At 40.7% G+C, this 26,573-nt stretch carries 20 protein-coding genes, 1 tRNA gene and 1 riboswitch; of the genes, 7 read left to right on the forward strand and 14 right to left on the reverse strand.

Annotated features, from left to right (window positions below):
* Positions 1-65: 65 nt before the first annotated feature.
* From coaE to nusB, 4 genes are all read right to left on the reverse strand, one after another.
* The gene (gene coaE, locus DWW23_RS08605; protein ID WP_122352887.1) at positions 66-638 is read right to left on the reverse strand and encodes a dephospho-CoA kinase; all 573 of its coding nucleotides are present in this window, start codon (positions 636-638) and stop codon (positions 66-68) included.
* Positions 635-1,645 (reverse strand): YbbR-like domain-containing protein, encoded by a 1,011-nt coding sequence (locus DWW23_RS08610; RefSeq protein ID WP_122352888.1) that lies wholly within the window; start codon positions 1,643-1,645, stop codon positions 635-637. Before DWW23_RS08610 ends, coaE begins: the two co-directional genes overlap by 4 nt.
* A gap of 12 nt (positions 1,646-1,657) precedes the next feature.
* A complete protein-coding gene (gene yajC / locus DWW23_RS08615; RefSeq protein ID WP_007658999.1) occupies positions 1,658-1,969 on the reverse strand; it encodes a preprotein translocase subunit YajC in 312 nt (103 codons plus the stop codon).
* A 63-nt stretch (positions 1,970-2,032) separates the two neighbouring features.
* Complete coding sequence (gene nusB / locus DWW23_RS08620; RefSeq protein WP_122352889.1) at positions 2,033-2,959, reverse strand: transcription antitermination factor NusB; 927 nt, start codon at positions 2,957-2,959, stop codon at positions 2,033-2,035.
* 224 nt (positions 2,960-3,183) lie between these two features.
* Between nusB and DWW23_RS08625 the strand changes: the two genes are divergently transcribed.
* A complete protein-coding gene (locus DWW23_RS08625) occupies positions 3,184-3,546 on the forward strand; it encodes a DUF3276 family protein (protein ID WP_122352890.1) in 363 nt (120 codons plus the stop codon).
* Positions 3,547-3,647: 101 nt separating this feature from the next.
* Here the strand turns inward: DWW23_RS08625 and DWW23_RS08630 are convergent, their stop codons facing one another.
* On the reverse strand, positions 3,648-3,818 hold the full coding sequence (locus DWW23_RS08630) for a DUF362 domain-containing protein (RefSeq protein ID WP_007658993.1): 171 nt from the start codon (positions 3,816-3,818) through the stop codon (positions 3,648-3,650).
* 112 nt (positions 3,819-3,930) lie between these two features.
* Here DWW23_RS08630 and DWW23_RS08635 point away from each other — a divergent pair, with 112 nt between their 5' ends.
* Positions 3,931-4,632: a porin family protein gene (locus DWW23_RS08635; RefSeq protein ID WP_122352891.1), complete on the forward strand. Its 702-nt coding sequence runs from the start codon at positions 3,931-3,933 to the stop codon at positions 4,630-4,632.
* On the opposite strand, the gene DWW23_RS08640 is transcribed toward DWW23_RS08635, so the two are convergent.
* The 3 genes from DWW23_RS08640 to rsfS all read right to left on the reverse strand — a co-directional run bounded on the left by DWW23_RS08640 (position 4,619) and on the right by rsfS (position 8,062).
* Entirely contained in the window at positions 4,619-5,452 is an 834-nt protein-coding gene (locus tag DWW23_RS08640; protein ID WP_122352892.1) for a phosphatidate cytidylyltransferase, read from the reverse strand. The genes DWW23_RS08635 and DWW23_RS08640 overlap by 14 nt on opposite strands.
* Positions 5,453-5,610: 158 nt before the next feature.
* The gene (gene ftsH, locus DWW23_RS08645) at positions 5,611-7,674 is read right to left on the reverse strand and encodes an ATP-dependent zinc metalloprotease FtsH (RefSeq protein ID WP_233564290.1); all 2,064 of its coding nucleotides are present in this window, start codon (positions 7,672-7,674) and stop codon (positions 5,611-5,613) included.
* Between the two features lie 28 nt (positions 7,675-7,702).
* Positions 7,703-8,062: a ribosome silencing factor gene (rsfS, locus tag DWW23_RS08650; protein ID WP_122352894.1), complete on the reverse strand. Its 360-nt coding sequence runs from the start codon at positions 8,060-8,062 to the stop codon at positions 7,703-7,705.
* Between the two features lie 224 nt (positions 8,063-8,286).
* Here rsfS and DWW23_RS08655 point away from each other — a divergent pair.
* Positions 8,287-8,357, forward strand: a tRNA-Gln gene (locus DWW23_RS08655).
* Between the two features lie 26 nt (positions 8,358-8,383).
* Here DWW23_RS08655 and DWW23_RS08660 read toward each other — a convergent pair.
* The 4 genes from DWW23_RS08660 to DWW23_RS08675 form a co-directional block, all read right to left on the reverse strand.
* Positions 8,384-9,514, reverse strand: a complete 1,131-nt coding sequence (locus DWW23_RS08660) for a PepSY domain-containing protein (RefSeq protein ID WP_122352895.1) — start codon at positions 9,512-9,514, stop codon at positions 8,384-8,386.
* Between the two features lie 11 nt (positions 9,515-9,525).
* A complete protein-coding gene (locus DWW23_RS08665; protein ID WP_122352896.1) occupies positions 9,526-11,865 on the reverse strand; it encodes a TonB-dependent siderophore receptor in 2,340 nt (779 codons plus the stop codon).
* Between the two features lie 128 nt (positions 11,866-11,993).
* Positions 11,994-12,199: riboswitch (cobalamin riboswitch) on the reverse strand.
* Between the two features lie 78 nt (positions 12,200-12,277).
* On the reverse strand, positions 12,278-13,180 hold the full coding sequence (locus DWW23_RS08670) for a helicase associated domain-containing protein (RefSeq protein WP_122352897.1): 903 nt from the start codon (positions 13,178-13,180) through the stop codon (positions 12,278-12,280).
* A 279-nt stretch (positions 13,181-13,459) separates the two neighbouring features.
* Positions 13,460-14,953: an IMP dehydrogenase gene (locus DWW23_RS08675; RefSeq protein ID WP_122352898.1), complete on the reverse strand. Its 1,494-nt coding sequence runs from the start codon at positions 14,951-14,953 to the stop codon at positions 13,460-13,462.
* Between the two features lie 178 nt (positions 14,954-15,131).
* On the opposite strand from DWW23_RS08675, the gene DWW23_RS08680 reads away from it, so the two are divergent.
* Entirely contained in the window at positions 15,132-15,839 is a 708-nt protein-coding gene (locus tag DWW23_RS08680) for a pirin family protein (RefSeq protein ID WP_122352899.1), read from the forward strand.
* Positions 15,840-15,908: 69 nt separating this feature from the next.
* Here the strand turns inward: DWW23_RS08680 and DWW23_RS08685 are convergent, their stop codons facing one another.
* Positions 15,909-17,195, reverse strand: a complete 1,287-nt coding sequence (locus DWW23_RS08685) for a M64 family metallopeptidase (RefSeq protein ID WP_122352900.1) — start codon at positions 17,193-17,195, stop codon at positions 15,909-15,911.
* A 71-nt stretch (positions 17,196-17,266) separates the two neighbouring features.
* Between DWW23_RS08685 and DWW23_RS08690 the strand changes: the two genes are divergently transcribed.
* Together DWW23_RS08690 and DWW23_RS08695 are read left to right on the forward strand one after the other, a co-directional pair.
* On the forward strand, positions 17,267-17,743 hold the full coding sequence (locus DWW23_RS08690) for a pyridoxamine 5'-phosphate oxidase family protein (protein ID WP_122352901.1): 477 nt from the start codon (positions 17,267-17,269) through the stop codon (positions 17,741-17,743).
* 338 nt (positions 17,744-18,081) lie between these two features.
* Positions 18,082-19,935 (forward strand): PAS domain-containing sensor histidine kinase, encoded by a 1,854-nt coding sequence (locus DWW23_RS08695; RefSeq protein WP_122352902.1) that lies wholly within the window; start codon positions 18,082-18,084, stop codon positions 19,933-19,935.
* Here the strand turns inward: DWW23_RS08695 and DWW23_RS08700 are convergent.
* Positions 19,919-23,863 carry a hybrid sensor histidine kinase/response regulator transcription factor gene (locus tag DWW23_RS08700; protein WP_122352903.1) on the reverse strand — a complete coding sequence of 1,315 codons (3,945 nt, stop codon included), beginning with the start codon at positions 23,861-23,863 and terminating at the stop codon, positions 19,919-19,921. The genes DWW23_RS08695 and DWW23_RS08700 overlap by 17 nt on opposite strands.
* Before the next feature lie 162 nt (positions 23,864-24,025).
* On the opposite strand from DWW23_RS08700, the gene DWW23_RS08705 reads away from it, so the two are divergent.
* Complete coding sequence (locus tag DWW23_RS08705; RefSeq protein WP_122353098.1) at positions 24,026-26,548, forward strand: glutaminase domain-containing protein; 2,523 nt, start codon at positions 24,026-24,028, stop codon at positions 26,546-26,548.
* Positions 26,549-26,573 lie beyond the last annotated feature (25 nt).

Here is a 26,573-nt window from a genome sequence, read left to right on the forward strand (position 1 = left end):
ATACTTCGTTTTCTAATAGTGTTAAACTTTAAAGCTGCAAATGTAGCATAACTATGCGATTAATTCTATAAAGACGCCAGAAATTTTTCAATCTGGGGGAGTAATGCCTGCTTATCATCATTGTAAATGACATAATCAGACTGGTCCCTTTTTGTTTCGTCCGGTAACTGATTTTCGATGCGACGTACGATTTCTTCCTTGAGAACATTATCCCGTGAGACAGCCCGTTCAATACGGAGCTCCAGGGGAGCATACACCATCAGGCTTCTGTCTACCGCTTTGTTGAAACCTGATTCGAAGAGAATTGCCGATTCAATAGCGCATACATTAGCAGTTTGGGCATTTGTCCACTCAGAGAAATGCCGGTTGACTTCAGGGTGGATGATTGCGTTTACCTGTTGAAGGTATTCAGGAGTGTTGAATATGTATGACGCCAACAATTTTTTATTCAGTCCGTTTTCTGTATAAATGCTGTTCCCGAACAATGCTATAAGTTTTTTTCTGATTACAGGAGAAGTCTCAGTCAATATTTTACTTTCCGTATCAGCTACGTAAACCGGTACTCCATATAGATTCAATAAAGTAGCGATTACCGATTTACCGCTTCCTATACCTCCCGTTATGCCAATTTTGATCATTGAAGATTATTTTGTTCCAGGATGAATTCTATTTTGTCCGGAACGAGCGCCACAGAACTTACCCAATCCGGCTTTTTTGTCAGTTGGATAGGTAAGGAGCCTGATACGTTTTGTTCCAGGTCTTTAAAAGAAAATCTGATCTCAAAAGCGTCTTCCGATAAGTCCTTGAAGCGAGATAACGGAATACTGCATGTCACCTTTGCAACGGAAGGGAAAGTGCGTAACGTATAATGAGGTGGCAAATCCGTACAAAGTACCGGAATTTCCAGTGTTTTTTCTGTAAACTCCTCAATAGGGATCGTTATAGTAACACTGGTCGGATCATAAGTCGCTTCGCTGACCTTTTGCAGTTGTACGGTCTTTGTGATTGTTTTATTACCTTTTTTTATTTCCGTAAATACCGTTTTCGCCTGGTTCAGAGTATCCAGGACTACATCACTTGCATATACGCTGATATTCATCGGTGAGATTGTTATATTACCGGATACGTGAAAACCAGGGTTTGTCTGGATCGTCCCATTGAATACAACAGGAATCTCTTTTTTGATACGTTTGCTGTATGCTGCTTCAATGTGCTGAGGTTCAAAAGTAACCAAAGAGGTGGTTGCCAGCAATTGTTTTTGAATATCGTTTTCGATCGCTTTTTTAGAAATGGATATGGAACCGCTTTTTTCTGCTTGATTTTTCATATTCGTCTCGATTGGAGCAAATGATCTCCCGAAGGAATAGTTCAACAGAACACTTCCTTTATCCTTTACTTTGGCAATAACCACTTGGGGAGGTGTTTCCGTAAAGGAGATATCAGGGGGGATATTCTTATATCTGACCGGTACGTTTATTTCTATCTCATATTCCTGCTGGAGGCTCTGTAATAACCAGAAACCTAATGACAGTAGTACAAAAAAGAAAAAGATCAATGCTTCCTTCCATCTCTGACGACGCAGAAAAGCATTAATCTTCATCCGGGCAGACTTGAATGATTGATTTATATTATCAAGCTGCGGCATATTTGTTGTTCCTTATTTTTGCTGTGCGTCTTCTGATGAAGCAAAGATAGAAGTTTTATCAACACGGATACGTACGCCGTCTGAAATTTCTATCAGCATATAAGTATCACCGATTTCTTTAATCTTACCGTAAATACCTCCGGCTGTGATTACTTTGTCACCGGTTTTCAACGCTTCACGCGATTTCTGGATCTCTTTCTGCTTTTTCTGTTGCGGACGGATCATGAAGAAATAGAAGATGGCAACGATAACTACCATCATTAAGATGCCTGACCACTGTGACTGGCCTCCGGCAGCCTGAAGTAAAATACTAACTAAGCTCATAATTAATTATATTCATTTATAAATTTGTACCAAGTTGACTAACTACAAATGTAAGGATAATAATTAGTCTTTAAGCAATACCTTTTCTTTTTTTAACTCGGATACAATAGAATCTAATATTCCATTAATAAACACTCCGCTTTTAGGAGTACTGTAGTATTTTGCTGTGTCGATATATTCGTTCAATGTGACATTGATAGGAATTGTCGGGAATGTCATGATTTCAGCCAGGGCTACCTGCATAATAATGAGGTCCATATTGGCAATGCGTTCAGCTTCCCAGTTTTTCATATGTTTATTGATACGTTCGCGATATTCGGAACCTTTCAGCAATGACTGGCGGAATAGTTTGATTGCAAAAGACTGGTCTTCCATGTCTTTGAACATCGGTAACAATTTTTGTTTGCTACCGCTTTTTTCCTCAAATTGCTTGATTGTTTTTAATGTAAATGTTTCAACGATTCCGATATCGTCATTCCAGTAGATACTTTTATCTTCCAGAAATTCTTCAATCTGTTCATTACCACAGATTAACTTTTTGAATACGGCACGCCAAAACTCTTTGTCTGTCTCGTACGAATCATTCTCATTATCCAGATATTCGTTATACAAATCCGAAGCCAGGATTATGTCCAGTACATTTTTTACAAACTCTTCATCGTTAACCCATGACAACCCTTGTTCTGCTACATATTTCTGAAGAGCTTCGTTTTCTGCGACCTGGGCTGCGAAACGGTTATCTACCAGACGAGTATTGGGATTCAACTCTGCGTGAGTCGGCATGTACTTGCATTTTTTAGCGTCGAGCGTACGTCTTTGTAAATTGGTGACTTCGATAATTAGAAGGAGGAAGTAGTGATATAAGTCATACGACTTCCGTAAGCTGAAAAGCAATTCATTTTCCGCTACTTTGAGGTCATTGTTTCCGTTTTGATAGAATGAGTAAACTATCTGTAAAACTTTAATGCGGATTAAAATTCTGTTGATCATCGTTTGAAGGAACTACTTTATTATAAATTAGGTTGCAAAGGTAGTCATTCTTTTGATAAAAGAGTCCTGGTTTATTTAATTTTACATGAGTTAGGCGTTATTTTACACTTTCAAACGTAAAATCAGATATTTTGATGAGTTAAAATAGTTGTTGTTTAAAAAAAAATGCACATATTTGAAGCAAGTTATGAATATTGGGTGGGTATTTAACAAATGTTGGCTATATGGATGAGTCGGTGAAGAAAACACAGGTTGAAGGTGGCGATAAAGAGATTCTGTACTCTAAAGCCATAAAAGCAGGTAAGCGGATCTATTATCTGGATGTGAAGAAGAACTTGAAAGACGATTTGTTTCTGGCGGTTACCGAAAGTAAAAAGGTACAGCCTAAAAACGGAACACAGGTCTCTTTTGAGAAGCATAAGATTTTCCTTTATAAGGAGGATTTTGAGAAGTTTATGGAGGGAATGAATGATGTAATCAATTACATCAAACAGCGAAACTCCGAAGATCAAAAAGCACAGGCCCCGGATGCTGAAACAAAAACAGACGATGATTCAGATGAGATAAAACTGGACATCGATTTCTAAGAAGGGGGAAAAATAATAACGAGCTGCTTTTCTTTAAAGAATAGGCAGCTCGTTATCTTTTATAGGTATCCTGTTGTAAAGGTTGCCTATTTTACTGCGGTTTATGCAACCGGATGAATTGCTTCAGTAGGACAAGCGTCAGCACAAGTACCACAATCAGTACACATTTCAGGATCGATATGATAGATATCACCTTCTGAAATAGCTCCTACCGGACACTCGTCGATGCAAGTACCGCAAGCAATACAATCTTCACTAATTAAATAAGCCATTTTCTTAAACGTTTAAAATTGATAACTATTAGTTGGTGCAAAAATAGAGTTTTATTTGTATTTCTGCAATAAGTTCTGATCTTTTTCGTTATTATTCAAAATTGATTGAGAGTTGAGACGTCTATTACTTTTAATATTAGTGTGTAGCCTTGCCATCCCTGGTGTGATGGCGCAAAAAGAAAAGGTTAAAAATCAGCCGTATGCCGATTTGAAGTGGCTCCATTTGGGATTCCATGTCGGATTGCATGCGCAGGATTTGTTGTTGACCAATACCGGTGTTACAACCGATGGTGAGATATGGTTTGCTGAAATTCCTAGTTATTCGCCAGGATTCAGTGTCGGTGTTATAGGTGATATGTATCTGAATCCCTATTTTAATTTGCGTTTTGTTCCCACCGTGCATTTCGGGGATAAAAAGTTTCTGTTCCGTGAACAGGAAACTGGTGAGGAGTTCTCTACTTCTGTCCGTTCTACTATCCTGAGTTTTCCTCTGAATGTGAAGTTTTCTGCCCTTCGGTTGAATAATTATCGTCCTTATTTAATAGGAGGTATATATGGTGCGATGGATCTTGGACGTAAAAAGGGGATGCCTGTCTTGTTGAAAGGAGCTGATTTCGGTTTGGAGTTTGGTATCGGATGTGATATTTACCTGCCGTTTTTTAAGCTCTGTCCCGAATTGAAGTTTAGTTTCGGGCTAGTCGACCTTTTGCAAAAAGATCGTAGCGACCTTACTGATAAAGATCTTATCAAGTATCCGAATGCGTTATCGAAAGCAACTTCACGTATGGTTTCGCTGACGTTTAATTTCGAATAAACACTTCTATATAAATGTAAGCGGCAGGAGCAGCCAGCATCAGACTATCGAACCGGTCGAGCATTCCTCCATGACCGGGAAGAACGTTGCCGGAATCTTTAACACCCAGCGTGCGTTTCAGTAATGACTCGATCAGGTCTCCCCAGGTCCCAAACAGGACAACGGTCGCTGATAATCCCAGCCAGTTATACCAGCTTACTTCCGGGGCATACCATGCCAGAACTTGTGAAGCTCCTAAAGCGACAGCTAGTCCTCCGAAAAATCCTTCCCATGATTTTTTAGGAGATATGCGTTCAAACAATCTTCTTTTTCCGATCATGGAACCGACCAGATATGCTCCGGTATCATTCAGCCAGATGAAAATGAAGATTGCCATAATGAACAAAGGCGAATAAACGATTTGTCCGGGAGTATCCGGTATGGTAGCTATAAAGTTCAGCATCGAGAATGTACCGGCACAATATACCTGTGCAAAAATGGTAAATGCCCAGTTATTGATCGGATTCGGTGCTTTATAATATAATTCGGCAACCAGTATATATATAAGGAATAGGAGATAGGGCAGGAAAATGATACCATCTGTCAGTTGGTTGGTGTAAGCGAAAGTGGCAGCAAATAGATAAGCTCCTCCCAGTGATGAGATTGTTCGCTTGATAGAGGCTTCTTCATAATGTTTCACCAAGCCGTAGAATTCCCATAAAGTTAATCCGGTAATTAAACCGAATACGATGAGAAAAGAGATTGGGTGGTAGCAAATTGCTCCAACCAGTACCGCAACGAAGATTATACCGGTAAGCGCCCGTTTTATCAGATTTTTCAATACTGTATCGTTTTGTTCGTTTGTTGATTTATTTTTCGTGCAAAGATAAAGAATAAATCTAAATATAAACAGGATAGGGTGTGGCAAAACAAATAAACCGGACACAGATAACGCAGTCTGCGTGCTCTGCGTTATCTGTGTCCGGTAAACAATATTTGTCAGGCAATATTGTCAGTCTCACTGACACTAGCCGTAACAACCTGGACTTTATTGTCGGTTGCCCGGCTGTCTGTATCTTCCGTTTTTTTGTCGTCAGCAGCAGCCTGTTTCTCATTGTTTGCCTTTTCCTGCAATTCCAGAATTTCCTGTGAGCGTGAGATCCAGGCCCGTTTGCCAAAGATATGTTCCACATCTTCTGTATAGATCACTTCCCGTTCAAGCAATACCTGTGCCAGTTGGTTGTGCCCTTCTGCATTTTCTGACAGGATTTTCTTTGCACGTTCATATTGTTCGTTGATGATCTTTTGTACTTCCTGGTCGATCATGCGGGATGTCTCTTCACTGTATGGTTTAGTGAATCCCCAGTCCTGACCGGTTGAATCGTAATAATTCAGGTTCGGAAGTTTATCACTCATACCAAAGTAAACAACCATAGCGTAGGCCTGCTTGGTGACACGTTCCAGGTCATTGGATGCTCCAGTCGAAATTTTGCCTAGGAACAATTCTTCTGCAGCTCGCCCACCCAGTGTTGCGCACATTTCATCAAGTAGCTGTTCACGGGTGGTGATCTGGCGTTCTTCCGGTAAGTACCAGGCTGCTCCCAACGCTTTACCTCTAGGAACAATAGTTACTTTTACCAAAGGGTTGGCATGTTCAAGTAACCAACTTAGAGTTGCGTGGCCGGCTTCATGATTAGCAATACTATTGCGTTCGTCTGCTGTGGTTATGCGGGTCCGTTTTTCCAAACCTCCGACAATACGGTCTACAGCATTCATGAAATCTTCTTTCTGGACAAATTTCTTTCCGCTACGGGCAGCTATCAATGCTGCTTCATTGCAAACATTCGCGATATCGGCTCCGGAGAAACCCGGAGTCTGGCGTGCCAGAAATTCAGCATCGACACTCTCATCTATTTTAATCGGGCGTAAATGTACTCCGAATATTTCTTTACGCTCATTCAGATCCGGTAATTCCACATGGATCTGGCGGTCGAAACGTCCTGCACGAAGTAAAGCCTTATCCAGGATATCTGCACGGTTAGTTGCTGCTAAAATGATCACACCGCTATTGGAACCGAAACCGTCCATTTCTGTCAGTAACTGGTTCAGCGTGTTTTCACGTTCGTCATTACTATTCATATTCACGTTCTTACCACGGGCACGGCCAACGGCGTCGATCTCGTCAATGAATACGATACAAGGTGACTTTTCTTTTGCCTGACGGAACAGGTCACGAACACGTGATGCACCTACACCGACAAACATTTCCACGAAGTCGGAACCAGACAATGAGAAAAACGGTACATCTGCTTCACCAGCTACTGCTTTTGCCAGTAATGTTTTACCGGTTCCCGGAGGACCAACCAACAGGGCACCTTTAGGAATTTTACCTCCCAGTTCCGTATACTTTTCAGGATTTTTGAGGAAAGATACTATTTCTTCTACTTCCTGCTTGGCTTCAGATAATCCTGCTACATCCTTAAATGTAACTTTCCTGTCGTTATCTTTATCGAATAGTTGTGCTTTGGCCTTGCCGACACTGAATACTCCGCCGGGGCCACCGCCTGCACCTCCAGACATTCTTCTCATCAGGAAAATCCATACGACAATAATCAGAATAATAGGTCCGAAAGATACCAGAAAGTTCCATATTGCATCATCTCCTTCTTCAAACCGTACTTGTGTATCGATATGATTATCTGTCACCGCTTTGTCGTAAAAATCGGAAAATTTGTCTGCCGACGGTATTTTTACATATACTTTAGGGTTTGTTCCCAAAGCCGTGCTGTCACTCTTAAATACCAATCCTTTCTGTCCGCTTTTAACACTAGCTTCAACAAGGTTTTTTTTGTTGTAGACAACCATCTTGTCAAACACATTTTCCTGAGCCAGTTTCTGGAATTCAGTCCATCCCAGTTCTTTTGACGCCGAGGAATCGTTTGTCAGATATAATGCAATAAGCATCATAAATATTAGCCCATACATCCAATACAGGTTAAACCGGAACATTTTTGGCTTATTGTTCTTCGGCGCTTTATTAAACATGTCGTTTTTATTTTCCATACTTTGAATTCGATAATATTAATCCGGTTTAATCGAGATCCGGGATCTGTGTGACCTTTGAGTCCGACCACAAAGTTTCCAGATTATAGAACTCGCGTTGTTCCGGTAAAAATATGTGTACAAGAACCGTGCCATAATCCATACCTATCCACTGGGCACTTTGATTGCCGTCGACAGACAATGGCTTTTCACCGGCTTTTCTTCGTGCAGAATCCCAAACGGAATCAGACAGGGCTGAAACCTGGGTTGGTGTGTTTCCTTCGCAGATCACCATATATTGGCATACAGCTCCGGATAGTTGGGTTAAATCTACGGTTACAATATTTTTGCCTTTTTTCTCTTGTAGGCCTTCAATAATTGTTTTTACTAATTCTTTTGTTTGATCCATTTATTTTTTATTGAATAATTTTCGAAGATGCAAATATACTCCTTAATTTATAAACTGCATGCTTTCTCTATTTAATATATGTATAAACCCAGTAAATTCAAAACAGGAGAAAAAGAAAATTGTTTATTTTGATGAAATTTTTTCGCGAAATATTTGCAAGAATAAAAAATGTCCGTATCTTTGCAGCCGTAATCGAGAAACATACTACTCGAAGCTACAAAAACTGTTCTATGGTGTAATGGTAACACGTCAGATTCTGGTCCTGAAATTCCAGGTTCGAGCCCTGGTAGAACAACTGCTAAAAAAATGATCCCTTGTAAGTCAAGAACTTGCAAGGGGTTTTCTTTTACAAGGGGCGGAATAGGGGGTGTTTTGCCTCCTTTTTAGTTTAGACCACCATGCATAAAAACCTGTGAAATATAAAAATGGAACAACAAGGCCAATAAAGATCCACAGAATACGTGAATAATGTCCCCAGAAAGTACCGAAATGAATGAAATACATAGACCGGGTCAGTTTTTCTGAAGTTGGCTTTTTTTTCCACAAATTTAATTTGACAACTTTTCCTGTAATAGGGTGTATGTATATGTGGTTACTTCCTGTTCTTTCAAAGTCACCTGTATGGTACATTCTGACAGAAAAAACAGATTTGTTGTCTTTCGGAAAAAAGATCATCATAGGACGACCTTCTGTAAATTCTTTACATGCTATATCCATAATGGCATCTAAAGAAATCCATTGACCGGAGTACTCTTCAACTTTGGGAGCTGGTTGTAAGGCTTTACCTGATGATACAGATTCAAATACAGTGTGGAATTCTTTTTTGAACCCAAAATAGCAACCGGTGAAAGCGATTAAAAATAGAAACAAGGCTGTGAAGAGTCCTATAACTATATGTAACCTGTAACATCTGACGCCTGGTTTTTCCCCTTGCCGGAAGTTGAATATTTTTTTACTTGGATATAAAAATAGACCGGAAACAATAAGAAATATCAGTAAGAAACCAAACACTGCAACCCATACAACGCCGTTCTTTTTTAATAAAAGCTTGACATGTAAATCATACAACCATTGGAATATCTTGTGACGATATCGGTCAATCCCGAGGACTTCCCCCGTATACTGATTGACATAAACTTGAATTCGACCTTTCTCATCCGGGGATGTGGCCCGAAAACTGTATGCGCAATCCTTTCCTCCGTAAAGGACCATGTTGCTTATAGTTAGTTGAGGATATTTTTTTCTAACGTTATCCAGTAAATATTGCAATGGGATTATTCTGTCCGACGGCTCGACAAATGCCAATTTTTTCACCGACAGTTTTTCTAACTCAGGTTTATAGACAATGGCTGAACCGGAAACACATATTAGGGTTATCACTAACCCTAATATGAGTCCTATATATAAATGTGTATTTACCAATATCTTTTTGAGGATATAATTGTGCATCATAACACAGTCATTTAAAAGTTAACAGCCAGCATTACCATGAGTGTTCTGGCTGTACCGGGGAACAACAGGTTATTACCTTGCGAGCCGGTATAGTATTCCTGATTGAATACATTTTTCAAGTTTGCGGAAATTTTATAGAAGCTACGTTTGTAGGCAACAAAACAGTCAAAAATATGGTATGAGTCCAATTCGATGGTTTGGGCCATGTTTCCATAAGATTTTCCTTGATAATACCAGCCGCCACCAAACGATAATCCTTTTACAACACCTCCTCTAACAAGGTAAGAAGTCCATAGATTGAGCTGACTGGGAGATATATTTGCTAACTTTGTACCAACGGGATAGTTCTTGTCGTTAGTTTCGGTCACCTCGGCATGTGTATATGCATAGTTGAATGCGACACTCCAGCTCGGGGTAATTTCGCCGGAGACAGCTAATTCTATACCTTTACTTGTCTGTTCACCGATAAGAATTTTGAATTCTTCATCTTCAGGATCTGTTGTAGGTAAGTTTGTTTTTGACAGTTTATAGAACGCCAGGCTAGAGGTAAGACGATCATTGAAAAATGATTTCTTTATACCGGCTTCCCATTGCTTGGAACGAATCGGATCGAAAGCTTTACCATCTTTAGTCTGGCCGGATTGAGGGACGAATGATTGGCTATAAGAAAGATAAAGGCTTAAACTTGGTATTGGCATATAAACCGCACCAACACGTGGAGATATAGCGAAATTCTTTTCATCACTTTTTGTCTCTTTAATATAATTGTCCTGTTTGTCGTTTACCCAGTCCGCGCGTGCACCAATTAATAATTTTAGCTGGTCGGTAAAGCTTAGCTGATCTTGCAAATATATTGCTCCGGTGTTTTGTGTGATATATAAATTTGTACTTTGTTCCATTTCAAAATCTGTCGGTTTCTCTGAGTATACAGGGTTGACATAATTTATGGGGGTATACATATTACCCTTTACTTTTCTTCTATTGGTAAGCCGGCCGAATTCTACTCCTGCGATCGCTTTATGTTTGATAAAGCCTGTTGTGAAATTACCGCTAATTTCTTCAATCAGATTTAAATAATTGATTTTTGCATCCCAATGTGCCAGACGTCTAGTGATTGTACTATCTTTTTGAGGTGTCTTCATCTGAAAATACAGACGGTCTTCATGGGTGAAATATTGGCGGGCAGAACTTCTGAATGTCCAATCTTTATTAAAGCGGTGCTTCAACTCATAGCCGAAACTGGTGTTAGTAAACTTCCCATAAGCCCATGGTTCACCTAAAAAAGTTTTGAACCCATGATCGATAATTTCATTGTTTATATGTAAAACTCCGGGATCATGTGTTCTCTTGTCCCTGAAAATGTCTGCATCAAGATTAAGAGTAGTCTTTCTTCCTAAATCAATGTCAATGGTTGGAGTGATGTCATATCGTTTACTATTTTGCGGTTTACGGAATTTATCTGCGTCTTCGTACATCGCATTCAGGCGATAGCGTATTGTTTTTTTCGTGTTTATTGGACCGGTTAAGTCGATGGCCGCCTGTTTATAATCATAACTGCCATATCTGATGGAAGCTCCATAGCGGGGAGTATATAAAGTCGGCTTGGTGATAAAATTAATTATACCACCAGGTTCTACGGCTCCATAAAGAACGGATGCAGGTCCTTTTAGTATTTCGATGCGTTCGATACTTGAAAGAGCATCATTTGAGAATTTGAGATAACGTACTCCATTTCTGAAATAATTGCGGGAGTTTGTTATAGAAAAGCCACGGGAAGAAAATACCTCGTTAATGTTACCGGCTTCACCAGAAGCTCCTCCTTTGACACCACCCAGATTTCGTACTACTTCTGTCATGGTGGTTGCCTGCTGGTCTTCAATTAATTTTCTTGTTACAATACCAACCGATCCCGGTATCTCCAGCACCGGAATTTCCATGCGGGTTGCAGAAAAGGCGATATCAGAATTGTAGCTTTGGGGTTTGGCTCCTGTAATATCTACCTCGGGAAGGCTTAATGATTTATATGACAGCTGAATATCCAATCTGTAATCCTGTTCGCCATCAGGAATGTCGCGGACAGCGGAAACGGTATTGTAACTGTTGGTTATCAATACATGATTTTTTGAGTCTTCTAAATTTATGGAGTAGTAGCCATTGTCATCTGTAATCGTTCTCAACTCCGACCCTTTGATGAAAATTACAATGTTTTCTAACGCCTTATTGTTTTCATCAACAATATAACCACTAACCATTCTGTTAGTTTGTGCAAAGGTACAAATGGGAATAAATAAAATAAACAGAAACAGCCATATTAAAAATGGAGTTCTGCAACGAGTAAATGATGTAACCATAATAATTATTATTAATATTGAAAAAATAACAAAAATTACAGCTAAACAATTGAAAATTTAGTACAAAAGATAAAAGAAAAATTAGAATTTTTCCATTGGTCATATCTTTCAGCTATATTCCACGTTAGCCTTAGAAAAAAGATTTTGGCAGGTCTTCTGACTTACTCCATCTTTAAACGTTCCTTCCCATTCATTGATGAACAGTGGATGTATTTGTTGTTCAAAGACTTTTGTGGAGAATACAGCAGCGGGTCTGCTCAGGATTCACACCTGATTCCCTTTTAATCATATTCATAGAGTCTATTTTATATGAACCAAAAATCGCAGCAAATATAAATATATTTTTTAGAATAAAAGTAATACCTGAATGCGCCTATCTTTCGGGGACAGAGTGGGGAAATTTTGTTTTCAACTATTCATTCCCTTTCCCCCATCTGAATCCGATACAATCAAGTAGATGGATACGTTCGTTACTGAGCTTGCCTTTTCTTTTCAAATAAGCCATTCTCATCCACCATGAATACAGAGACTCTTCCTGGGGATCTCCGGATTTCGCCTTAGGGTATCGTTTGTTGTTTGTTGTGAACTCACAAAAATGATGATATCTCTCGATCCATATCCTGTTGGTATTTTCCGGTGAGCGTCTGTTATTCTCCTGGCTATTGGTCCAGTCGAAACCTAAATTACTCAATTTTTTGATCTGTCCGGGAGAAAGCGTTACACTTGTATCCGTTCGGTTTTTATAGGCTCTCATTTTACTACACCACTTCGCCAGTCTCGACTCTTCCGGATCTCTGGTATGGGCAGGCCATTGACCGGTACGGGCATAATAATCCTTGACCAGGTTGAACGATTCTTTCCATGTTCTTCTTTTGTTGTTTGAACTCCAATGGAAACCGATATCATCCAACAGTTTGATATGTTCTTTATTTTGTTTGCTTTTGGGGGTGTTTTTTCTGGTAATCCGTTGTGACAGGCACCAGTTGACAAGTCTGATTTCTTCCGGTTCTGAAGCATTGACGGAAGGCCATCGTTTTTCTTTTTCCACAAAGTCTTTCAACATCTCATAATTAGCCATCCACCGTTCTGTCTTTTTTTGAGCCTTATCCGCATCGATTCTATCAATTAATTGAATCTGCTTTTCTGTAAGTTTCTCCGGAGAATGGTTCCTGATAAATCTGCATCTGGTAATCCACTCACCTAGATGCCGCTCTTTTACATTTTGCGACGAAGGTGCAGGCCATCTGTTGTTTTTTTCGTAGAAAGCAATAACCGCATACTGCTTGGTACTTCTTTTCTTTCTTCTTCTTTTCATATACTAGCGACTCTATATCTCCTTTGTCTATTGTGTATTATATAACCGAATGTTTTTATTATCCTCAAAGATATTCAAATATTTGGTTTCTAATAATCTCCGTTTGATATAATGTTATTTTACCTCTGTTTTCTATATGTTTTATAGGAGATATTTACGTCTGTTTTCAAAATATCGGATTTCTGTAGATATAAATTATTGATAGAAAAAATCCCCCAACAGTAAGCTCACGAATGAAGAGATTACAGTTGGGGGATTAAATATCTCAGATAGGATTACTTAATTCTGTTCTTTCAGGATCACATCGTGTGCACCACCTTCTACGATACTCGTTGAAGATACCAGCGTGATCTTGGCATTTTTCTGTAAGGCGGGGATTGCGATAGCACCGCAACTACACATGGTAGCTTTGATCTTGCCTAATGTCAGATTCAGATTGTCTTTCATTTTACCGGCATAAGGAACATAGCTGTCTACACCTTCTTCAAACTTCAGCGAGGCACTTCCTCCCATGTCGTAACGTTGCCAGTTTTGGGCACGGTTTGAACCTTCACCCCAATATTCTTTTACGAAGTTGTTTCCGATACGCAGTTTCTTTGTAGGAGATTCGTCGAAACGGGCAAAATAACGTCCCATCATCAGAAAGTCAGCTCCCATTGCCAATGCAAGTACCATGTGATAATCGTGCACCAAACCACCGTCGCTGCAAATAGGAACATAAATACCTGTCTGTTCTTTATATTCGTCGCGGGCCTGAGCTACATCGATCAAAGCGGTAGCTTGTCCGCGTCCGATTCCTTTTTGTTCGCGTGTAATACAGATGGAACCGCCACCGATCCCGACTTTGATAAAGTCAGCTCCGGCTTTTACCAGATATAAGAAACCATCTCTGTCCACCACGTTTCCGGCTCCGACTTTTACTTTGTCACCATATTCTTTCTTGATCCACTGTAATGTCTCGTATTGCCATTCCGAATAACCATCTGATGAGTCGATACATAATACATCTACACCGGCTTCAACCAGGGCAGGAACGCGTTCCGTATAGTCACGGGTATTGATACCGGCACCGACCAGTAATTTTTTGTCAGCTCCGGAAATTTCGTTCGGATTTTCGCGATGGCTGTCATAATCCTTACGGAATACAAAATAGGCCAGGTTCTGGTCCTTGTCTATGATCGGAAGTGTATTCAGTTTATGATCCCAGATGATCTGGTTGGCTTCTTTTAGCGTGATGCCGACTTCTCCGACGATCAGTTTTGCGAAAGGTGTCATGAACTCTTTTACTTTTGTGGAAGGATCGTCTTTTTCGATGCGATAGTCGCGGCTGGTAACCAATCCCAGCAGTTTACCGTTAGGAGTTCCGTCATCAGTGATACCGATGGTGGAGTGTTCTGTTTTGTTGACCAGATCGATCACGTCAGCCAGCGTGTTTTCCGGTGTCAGGTTGGAGTCGCTGGTCACGAAACCAGCTTTAAATTTCTTTACTCTTCTAACCATTTCAGCCTGGCTCTCGATCGGTTGTGAACCGAAAATGAAAGAAAGACCACCGTTGCGGGCCAGTTCGATTGCCAGTTCCGGACCGGATACCGATTGCATGATTGCCGATACGAACGGGATATTTAATTCGATAGATGACTTATCGCCAACATTGTGTTTGACAAGCGAAGTTTTTAAAGAAACGTTTGTAGGCACACATTGTTTTGTAGTCAGACCGGGAATAAGAAGGTATTCTCCGAAGGTTCTAGATACATCGTTTAAGTAAACTGCCATATGATTATATATTTACTGGATGAATTTTTGTGCAAAAGTACTGAATTCTGTTCAGATATGTTTTATTTATGATCATTTTTCATATGAATAAAAAAGGCTGTTACCGGACAAAAGGCATTGCCGGAACTTTTTCAACGGCTGAAATGTTATATATGTGAATTAAAGAGGAGGAATATTTATGAAAATGGTAGTAGATAAGGCGAACTCTCGCGGATATGCAAACCACGGATGGCTTAAAACATATCATACATTTAGTTTTGCCAATTATTACAACCCCAAAAGAGTACATTTCGGAAAGTTGCGTGTATTGAATGATGATACGGTAGCACCGCGTGAAGGTTTTGATACACACCCACATAAGAATATGGAAGTTATCTCTATTCCGTTGAATGGTTATTTGCGGCATGGCGATAGTATACAGAACAGCGAAACGATCACTCCGGGAGATATACAGGTGATGAGTGCCGGTACAGGCATTTTCCATAGCGAGTTTAATGATAGTGCCGAGCAGCAGCTTGAATTTCTGCAGATTTGGGTTTTCCCGCGTGAAGAGAATACCAAACCGAAGTACAACAATTATGATGTACGTCCTTTGTTGAAAAAGAATGAGTTATCTTTGATCCTTTCGCCTGATGGTGCAACTCCGGCTGCGATCAATCAGGATGCCTGGTTCTCGTTGGGAACACTGGATGCCGGACAGATTAAAGAGTATAAATTTCATAAGAAAGGAACAGGTGTTTATCTTTTCGTTATTGAAGGGGAAGTGGAGGTGAACAACACGACCTTATCCAAACGGGATGGTGCCGGTTTCTATGATACCGACAGTATAACGATAGAAGTTCTGAAGGATGCGAAAATCTTATTGATGGAAGTTCCGATGAATTGAATTTTAGATCTTTTGGTTAATATAAATATGAAGGAGGTATGTTTTGATGGCATACCTCCTTCTGTTTTTTTAGTATTCTCTGTCAGACAGGAAATCGATCATTCGTAGAATTGCACGGCTGCAGGCCGGGCAGAAAGGAGCATAATCGCGCATCATACAATGATCCATCGGGCGGTAAATACCTTTGGAAATATAACCGCCTCCTTCAAATACACCGGGTTTATCTTTGTGTGCAGCGTCCAGTGGTGTTGGAATAGGAGTATTGGCAGGTAAAAGATCTTTCCATTTACTGTCGAAGTCAACCAGTGTCGTTATATTGGGTTCCCAGGGCTCATATTTCAGATTATAGAAATCCTGATAGGCGACTTCGGAAGAGAAATATTCGTCGGCCAGTCCGGCAAAACTATGTCCGAATTCATGGACAAAAACATGTTGTGTTTTTTCATTATCGGCAGTTCCCATAGCGTAGAAATTATACATGCCACCACCACCATATGTATCGGTGTTAACCAGCAGAAATATGGCATCGCAGGGTACATTCCATACTGCATCGCGGATCGGTTTCATATCCGGTGTTGTCAGGTAACGGTCGACTCCAAAGGTGTAATATCCGGAATTTAAAGCCGTGTTCTTATATATGCCTTTACCTGAAATATCAGTCCCTTTATCTTCTGAGATTAGATTCACAGCCCATATATTGAAATCCTTACGTCGTGTAGTATAAGGAGGCGTCTGAAACAATGACTCCGTAAATTTCTTTGCATCGGCAACAAATTTATCCTGATCGTCTGCCGTATAACCTTCTGCAATGAAAACCAGATCGACTTTTTCATTCGGATTTCCTTCATATTGAATTTGAGTTACTTTATTTTCTTTTAGTTTTCCCCGGTCAATGAAAATACTGGTCGGGTCGATATCCATTTTTAACAGAGGGTGAAATTGCATATCCGCTTTGTCACGTGCTGTAATCTCAACAACGACTGTTGTCTTAGGATAGGGAACCGAGATACTGTTCGTCCACGATTGTGTTTCTGTTTTGGCCTGTTCTGTGGTACGCCATTCTTCAAAAAGCGTATTGAAACCGCGTGAGTAGATCAATTCATTGGTTGATTTATCATATATGTTGATGTAATATCCGCCATAATTGAATTTGTCGATCCGGTTTTTAACAGGACCTCCCCATACCGGTTCTTCTCGTAATTGCTGTATAGCTGCGGCCTGAAATTGGGTATTTCCGCTTAAAGCGAAATCAATTCGTAGGCTTTTGGTTGTGAAGTATTTGTCGAACTCGTTTTGTGCCAGGCAAGTAAGGCTGCAAAAACAGGCAATTAGAAACAGGGAAATTTGTGTTCTCATATTTTTGTGTTTTATCAGGTGTGATTTGTACGCACAAATATAGTAATTTTGTCTTTCTAAATCTCAAGGATATGTTTACGGAAATAAGAAGAAAGGATAGAATTCTTGAAAATGAATTAGCTTATCGGCTCTTGGAAAGTGGAGAATATGGATTTCTTGCTATGGAGGGAGTGAATGGCTATGGTTATGGTATACCGATCAGCTATGTGCTGAACGATGATAAGTGTATCTATTTTCATTGTGCCCCGGAAGGATATAAACTGGAATGTCTGAAACAAAACCCGAAAGTCAGTTTTAGTGTAGTTGGAGAAACCCGTGTTATTCCCGAACAGTTTACGACTGCTTATGAATCTGCTATTGCTTTCGGTACAATTCATATGGATCTGCCGGTAGAAGAGAGAATGCTTGCCCTGCGTCTGCTGGCAAAGAAATATTGTTCCGGATTTGAGGTTGTCGGAGAAAAATATATTGCCGGATCATTTAAGCGGACTAATGTCCTGCGTCTGGATATTGAGCATATTTCCGGAAAATGTAAACGCATCAAATAACAGGATGAATATAAATAATTAATCCCGGGAAAACTTCCCGGGATTAACCCTCTCTTAGTTATGACGGGATCTCTTGTGCCATCTCACGGCATATCCCTTATCGCCTTTTTGCTATTGACTAATTATATCCCTATTTTTTATAACATTACATGATTCTGTAACAAAGTTCGCTTATTCATTTTCCTTAGCCAAACTTATCCGATGGATAATATCTATGATGCGATAGACTGCGTTTATGGTAATTGTTATTTTTCTCTGATAAAATATTTTTATGTTTAAATAGTCTTTGATTTATAAAGTTTGCTTTTCTTTGTAGATTGATTTAAATCTAAATAGCGATGGGAAATTCATTGGTCGAACAGCAGTTGATAACAAATTTCTTTAACTACTATCCTCAGGGCGGAGCTTTGTATGATGGTGATGGTTTGTTAATCGCTTTAAATAAGGCAATGTGTGAGAAGTTTGCTATAACAGATATTTCTGATTTTCTCCTGAGCAATTTATTTGAAACGACTTTTCTTTCAGATATTCAAAAAACTTATCTACGGAATGGGAGTGTGGTCAGTCACAATTTGCCTCTCGGGTTTTCTATCATTCCCGGGTTCAATGAAGAAGGAGGAATTATAGGATATACACTGTTACTTACAGACCCGGCCTCTAAAGAATGGGATGTTATGTCGTATGACCAGAAAATGCGGGAACTGGCTGATATCTCCGAAAAGGTAGCCGAATCGATTCCGGATACGATACTGTTAGTGAATGAAGAACTTGTTGTAGAGCGGATCATCGCTTATGCGACAGAGACTTGTATCACTCCCGAAGCTATTAATCACCGTATAGATGATTTGCCAGGTTTTACCTACCCCGATGAAACGAAGAGGAATATGACGAAGATTGTACAAAAATGCCTGGATACATCGGAAATAATCAATGTGGATATGTCGATTCCCGGGCATAATACTCCGGTAGTCTATTTTAAGATAAGAATGGTTCCGTTGCATCATAAATATGTGGTGGTCTATATTCGCAACGTGTCTGAGCAGGTAGAAAGGGAAAAAGAAAATAAGGCTCTGAACGGTAAACTGACGGAGAGTCGTACTATGATGGAATTAGCATTGAAGAATAGCCACATAACCACCTACTCTTTTAATTTTCATCGTTTTCAGACCTGTGATAAAGAGCATTGTAACCATTGTTTTCAGTTTTATGGTGCCAGTAATTACCTGTTGGAAAGGAATAAATATATCTGCCGTGCTCTGTCCAGTCTCCGTCATCCCGATGACAGGGAAGATTTTTTTCTTTTGTTCAATGAGATAAGAAACAGGAATTTATTGGAGTTGGCCGTTAATTTCCGTTTGAAGAACGATGACGGGGAATACCGGAATTACGAGGTGATCGGGAGAGCACTCGAACATGATGAGAACGAACGTGTAAATTTGATTGTAGGTTGCATGGTCGATAATCAGAAATATATTGAATATGAACGAACCTTGATAGATGCCAAGGAGAAAGCTGAAAATGCCGACCAGTTGAAATCTGCGTTTTTAGCCAATATGACACATGAGATCCGTACCCCGTTAAATGCTATAGTGGGATTCTCCGATCTGTTGTCTATTGAAACCGATCCGGAAATAAGGGAGACTTATATAAGTCTCATCAAATCGAATAATGAATTGTTATTACGTTTGATAAACGATGTGCTGGATATTTCAAAAATAGAATCAGGCATGCTCTCGTTTGCTTATGTAGATATTTACTTGCCTTCTACCATGAGAGATATGTACAATGTGATGCAGCTGCGGATGCCGGAAAATGTGGAATTGATACTGGATCCTTGTGCTGATATCACTATGAGGACGGATAAGAGCCGGTTGGTACAAATCCTTAGTAATTTGCTGACGAATGCGATAAAACATACCTCTGTCGGGACTATTCGCTTTGGTTATAAATTGGAGGACGGCTATGTTCACTTTTATGTATCCGATACCGGTACAGGTATTCCGGAAAAGGAATTGGATCATATTTTTGGCCGTTTCGTGCAGTTGAAAGGGGCTAGCAATGGTATTGGATTAGGGCTTGCTATCTGTAAAGGACTGGTAAATAAGATGGGAGGCGAAATGTCCGTATCTTCCAGGCTCAGAGAGGGTGCCACTTTCCGTTTTACATTGCCTTTGGCTAATACTCTTTCATAAATTCCGACGGTGTTTTCCCATATTGTTTCTGGAAACAGGTAGAGAAATAAGCCGGAGAAGAAAATCCAGTCTGGAATGCAATTTCATTGATGCGGCTTTCTCCCTTCTCCATAAGTTGGACAGCCTTCTTCAGTCGGGTTACTTTTATAAAGTCGACCGGAGATAACCCTGACAATCCTTTTACTTTCCGGTACAGGCTGGAGGTACTCATCCCCATTTCCGTTGCCAGCATTTCTACATTCATGGCTTCGTTGGTGATATGTTCTTCCAGATATGTATTAAGTTTCCGCAGGAAAAGATCATCGACTGTGGAAACAGCCAATGTTGTTGCCGGGGTGGATGGAGTTTCTTTGTAAGTTCTGGTCAACATCTCCCGGCTTTTCAGCAAGTTTGCGACCTGGGCAACCAGCAACTCGATCGAAAAGGGTTTTTCCATATATGCATCGGCTCCATTGTTCAACCCTTTTAGCCTGGATTGCAGATTGTGTTGAGCTGTCAGCAGGAGGAAAGGAATATGGCTGTAGTTGACATCATTCTTTACCTCATTACATAGTTCAAACCCATCCATAACAGGCATCATTACATCACTGATGATCAGGTTTACCGTATGATCTTTTAAAATTGTAACCGCTTCTTTTCCGTTAGCGGCTTCCCGGATCCGGTATGTCTCTGCCAACTCTTTGGCAATGAACCGACGCATATCTTCCTGGTCTTCCACTATCAGGATTACCGGCTTTTCATTATCAGCGTCGCAGGTATTATCTGTGACCGTATTTTCTGTGTTTTTGTCGAATGTTAATAAATAGCAGTCTTCCTGCTCTTTAGGTAAGATAAGTGTAAACCTGTTCATTCCTTCCGGAGTCTGCGTATAATTTAGAGTACCTTTATGAAATTCAGCCAGTGAACGCGCCAGCGAAAGTCCGATACCGCTTCCTTGCTGATGTTCCGTTTCTTTCAGACGGTAGAAAGGGGTAAATATATTTTCTTTTTCGCTATCGGGGATAAGCATACCGTCATTAGTGACGGAAATGATAAACTCATTCCTGTCCTTCTGTATTTGCAGTTGCAGGGCGAGGTACTTGTCTGAATATTTTATAGCATTGGTCAGCAAGTTGTTCATTATTTTGGAGAAAGCTTCCCGGTCGATAAAGGCGGAGAATGTTTCTTCAGGTATCTCGCAGACAAATGTTTTATTATCATGTTCCATAACCGGAAGGAATGGTTGCAGGATCGTTTGAAGCCAGAGAGTAACATCTGTATTTACATAATTCAGCTTGAATCCCCGGCTTTCCGTTTTCCGGAAGTCGAGTAACTGGTTACTTAAGTTTAATAGCTGTTGTGTGTTTTTTTCAATAATTTGAAGGTTCTCCCTGGTAGAAGGAGTACCGTCGTTCGATTTGATGATCTTTTCCAAAGGAGCTTTGATCAATGTGAGTGGTGTCCGTATCTCGTGAGTGATAAAGGTAAAGAACTGTATTTTGGCATCGTATAGTTCTTTTTCCTTTTTGCTTTCGAATAAATCCTGGTTTATACGGTGTTTTTCTTCCAGTTTTGCTTTTTTGTAATTATAGAAGAGTACTATGCAGATACAAATGATCAGGATGTAAACCAGAAATGCCCATCCGGTAGCCCAGAAAGGCGGGGTAATGATGATCTGTAACGACTGCTCATTATTCTGCCATATACCGCTGCTATTGGTCGATTTCACTTTGAAGGTGTATTCTCCGGGAGAGAGGTTGGCGAAAGTGACATTTTTATTCTGATTCATATAGATCCAGTCTTTATCGACGCCTTCCAGCTTATAGGCATAACGGATCGCATCCGGCGAAGTATAACTGAGAGCTATATACGACAAGGTAAATGTCGAAGCATCGTAAGGTAACTTTAAAACGTCCCTGTTTTCGATGGAAGAAGTAGTGAAATTATATCCTTTTGCTTCATTTTCGGGAAGGTCGATCCCGGTAATATACATGGGAGGGGTGAATGTGTCTTCTTTGAACCGGGATGGGTTGAATGACAACATTCCATTGATAGTTCCCATATAGATCGTTCCGTCGGGTGACTGATAGGAAGAACTGTAGTTGAATTGTGTTTCATGCAACCCGTCTGTATAGGTGAAGGTTTTCATTACGTATGTTTCCGGATTGAACCTGACCAGGCCGTTCGCTGTGGATAACCAGAAATTGTGGGAATCGTCTTCAACGATCCGGTAGATGATATTACTGGGTAACCCGTCTTCTGCTGTGATCCGGTTGAACGATTTTGTTTCCCGGTTGAACAGGGATAATCCGTTAACAGTGGTAACCCATATCCGGCCTTTTGAATCTTCAAAGACTGACGTCGTGTTATTGCTGCCGATACTCTGTAATTTGTTGGCATCGGCCGTGTATTGTTCTACCTTATTTTCTTCACGCAGGTAGTGATAAATACCGTTGGATGTTGCAGACCATATATCTCCGCGGCTATCTTCATATATCTGCCTGATCAGGGTGTAAATATTATTCCATTGCGTAAAACTTTCAGTCTGCCTGTCGTAAGACAATACCCCGCTGCCGGTACCTACCAGAAATTCATTATTCTTTGTTTTGCAGAAACAAAGGACAAAATTATTGTTCAGGGCATTGTGGGTATTTTCGCGTGAATAATGTTTGATGATCTTTCCGGATGGAATATCCAATACGTCGATCCCTTTATTGAACGTGCCTACCCATAACTGGTTACCGTCAGCCAGTAACCCGTGTATATTGGTCGCCGACAGAAGATGTTTCGGATTGTTGTATGAGTAGTTTGTTATTTGTCCGTTTTGAGGATTGTAGCAGTTTATACCGTTATCTTCTGTTCCCAGCCATAGATTGCCATATTGGTCGGGTACGATTTCGCGGATTGCGTTACCGAGTAACTGGGGATGTGTTTTTCCTCCGATAAAATAGTTGAACCGGTTATATTCTTTGGGCAGATAACTGATCCCGCCAAAAAAGGAACCTGCCCACATGCCTCCTTCGCGGTCCCGGGTTACGGAGTAAATAGCATTGTCAGCAATGGCATATTCGTTCGTCAGGGATTTTCGCAGATTGGTTACTGTCTGATCCAGTATATTATAAATGTAGATGCCTGATTCAGATGCAATCCAGTAGGTTGTCGTACTATACGGAGTGATGGCACGAACCTGTATTTCGGGAATAATATTCACTACACTCCGGTCCTGATATTTGTAAAGCAGAAGTCCGCCCTGATTGGTCCCGGCCAAGATACCCAGGTCTGGGATCTGGCATATTGCTTGTATAACGATCTGGCTATCGATCTGCATTTCATTCAGAAGAGGAAGTCTCTGAAAGTTATCGGTCTCGGATTTATACATATATAAAGATTGCCGGTCAGAGAAAAGAGGTTCTCCATCGTTCATTAATGTGATAATGGCCGGATAGAAATTGTTTTCAGCCGGATAAGTCCGGGAAGTGTTATCCGACGGGTTGTACCGGACGATCCGGTTATAACCGATAAACCACAGACTGTGGTTTTTGTCTTCTGTTACAGCGGAAAAAGATTCCGGTTCGTTTTGCCCGGGTGACAGCTGGAATGCATGAAAGGTATCTGTTTTGTAATCATAATAACAGGTTCCACCGGCGGTAAAAACCCATATCTTTCCATCTGAACTTTCAAAAAGATTCAGGATATGGTCGTTCGGCAAGCTATTCGGATTATATGAATTATGTCTGTAGATTTTAAATGTATGCCCGTCGAAACGATTCAGTCCGTCTTCCGTACCAAACCACATGAAACCCCGCAGGTCCTGCAGTGAGCAATACACCGTATTATGCGATAATCCGTGCTTATTGTTGTAATGTCTGAAATGAGGGTTATTGGCAACTCCCGGCAAGCATTCCAACAATAGCCAAACATAGAAGATCAGCAGCGGTATTCTTTTCATATCGAATAGTGATAGTGTTTCTCGAAGACAAAGCTAATAAATAAAAAAGAGAAATAAACCAATAAAGATCATTCTGAATGATTATTGAAAGCTTATGCAGGAAAATTGAAAGTCCTTATACCTGAAAAACAGTTCCTTTGCAATCATAAAAAACTACGTGCCATGAAGAAATATACCTTATTATTATATATGGTGACTGCCGGTTTATTGTGTTCCTGCAGCCAGCAAAGTAAATATTTCCAGCCGGAAAAGATCAACGAGCTGAGAGCTCCGGCTTATCCTTTGGTAACCATCGATCCTTATACGAGTGCCTGGTCATTTACGGATCAATTGAATGAAGATAATGTACGGCACTGGACCGGGAAGCCTTTCCCTTTGGTCGGAGCATTGCGGGTAGATGGTAAAAGTTATCGTTTTATGGGGGTAGAAGAGACACCGATGAAGTCTGTTTTACCTACGGCAGGAGCTGAGAAATGGGCCGCCTCTTACACAGAAAAGGAACCGGCAGGAAAGTGGAACCAACCGGATTTTAATGACGCTGCCTGGGAAAAAGGCCTGGCTGCTTTCGGAACTCCCGGGATGCCGAACCTTTCTACCGAGTGGAACAGTAAGGATATATGGGTCAGACGCACCTTTGACCTGTCTCAGGATTATGCTGATGAAACCGTCATTCTCGATTACTCGCACGATGATATCTTTGAATTGTATATCAATGGGATCGAGGTCGTAAAAACGGATTATTCATGGAAAAACAATGTATTGAAAGAATTACCGACCAATGTAAAAGCTACCCTTAAGCCGGGTAAAAACGTAATTGCTGCCCATTGCCATAATCGCGTGGGTGGCGGTTTCGTTGATTTTGGTTTGTTTGTGAAAGATAAAGTAAAGGATGTATTCGATACTCCGGCTTTTCAGAAATCAGTCAATGTGTTGCCGACACAAACTTATTATACGTTTGAGTGTGGTCCGGTACAATTGGATTTGATTTTTACTTCTCCTCTATTGCAGGATGACCTTCAACTGATGTCTACTCCTGTAAACTATATCTCTTATCAGGTAAAACCTTTGGATGGCAAAGCACACGATGTGCAGATCTATATGGATGCTACTCCGCTTTGGGCAATGAACCTGCCGGGACAGGAAATGGACTTGTCTGTGTACCTGGGAGGTCCGGATAAGATAACGTATGCAAAAGTCGGAACTGTGGAACAGCCCGTTTTACAGAAAAAAGGCGATGATGTCCGTATCGACTGGGGATATTTCTATCTGGCATCGGATGTTAAACCGGAACGTGCTATTTCTATGGGAGAATATCATAAGATAAAGAAACTGTTTGCCGATAGAGGCTCTGTTTCATTGATGGGAGTTCCTAATTCGGAAATATCCGGAACAGAACCGGTAGTTGCCTATAGTGAGGATTTGGGTAAAGTTTCTTCTTCCGCTGACGGTTTCCTTATGATCGGTTATGACGATCTGTATTCGATACAGTATTTTAAGGATAACCGGATGGGGTATTGGAAACAGAACGGAAAGGTCGATATGATACAGGCTTTAGCCAAAGCAGGTAAAGAATATAATAAAGTAATGGAGCGCTGCCGTGCTTTTGATGTCGGGTTGATGAACGATGCAGAAAATGCCGGAGGTCAGAAATATGCCGCTCTTTGTGCATTGGCCTACCGTCAGGCAATAGCTGCACATAAACTGGTAAATGATAAGGACGGTAACCTGTTGTTCCTTTCCAAAGAGAATTTCAGCAACGGTTCGATCGGGACGGTCGATATCACTTATCCTTCTGCTCCTTTGTTTTTGATTTATAACCCTGATCTATTGAAGGGTATGATGAATCCGATTTTTTATTATAGTGAGAGCGGACAGTGGAATAAACCTTTTGCCGCCCATGACGTAGGTACTTATCCGATCGCAAACGGTCAGACTTATGGCGGTGATATGCCAGTGGAGGAAACCGGTAATATGCTGATACTAACGACAGCCATAGCCCAGCGGGAAGGAAATGCCGAATACGCGAAGAAACATTGGGATGTGTTGACTACCTGGGCGAATTATTTATTGAAGGAAGGGCTGGATCCCGAGAACCAGCTTTGTACGGATGACTTTGCCGGTCATTTTGCCCATAACGCCAACCTCTCTATCAAAGCGATTATGGGAATAGCCGGATACGGAAAACTGGCCGGCATGCTGGGCGATCAGGTTACTGCCGACAAATATATGGCTGCTGCTAAGGATATGGCCATTAAGTGGGTTGTTATGGCAGACGACGGCGATCATTACCGGTTGACATTTGACCAGCCGGGAACCTGGAGCCAGAAATACAATCTGGTGTGGGATAAATTGTTGGGATTAAACATCTTCCCGGATGAAGTGGCTGATCGGGAAATAGCCTATTATCTGACCCGGCAAAATACATACGGTCTGCCGCTGGATAGTCGTAAAACTTATACGAAATCGGATTGGATCATCTGGTCTGCCTGTCTGGCAAAAGACAGGAATACATTCGACCGGCTTGTCTCTCCGGTGTATAAATATGCCGGTGAAACAACCACCCGTATGCCGCTTAGCGACTGGCATGAAACAACGGACGGTAACTCTGTCGGTTTCCGTGCCCGTTCGGTTGTCGGTGGTTATTTTATGAAGATGCTTGAAAATAAGATGAATAAAAACAAATAAACGAAATAGTAACTTTAATATTCAC

Source organism: Parabacteroides sp. AF14-59, from assembly GCF_003479515.1.
Classification (GTDB): Bacteria; Bacteroidota; Bacteroidia; order Bacteroidales; family Tannerellaceae; genus Parabacteroides; species Parabacteroides faecis.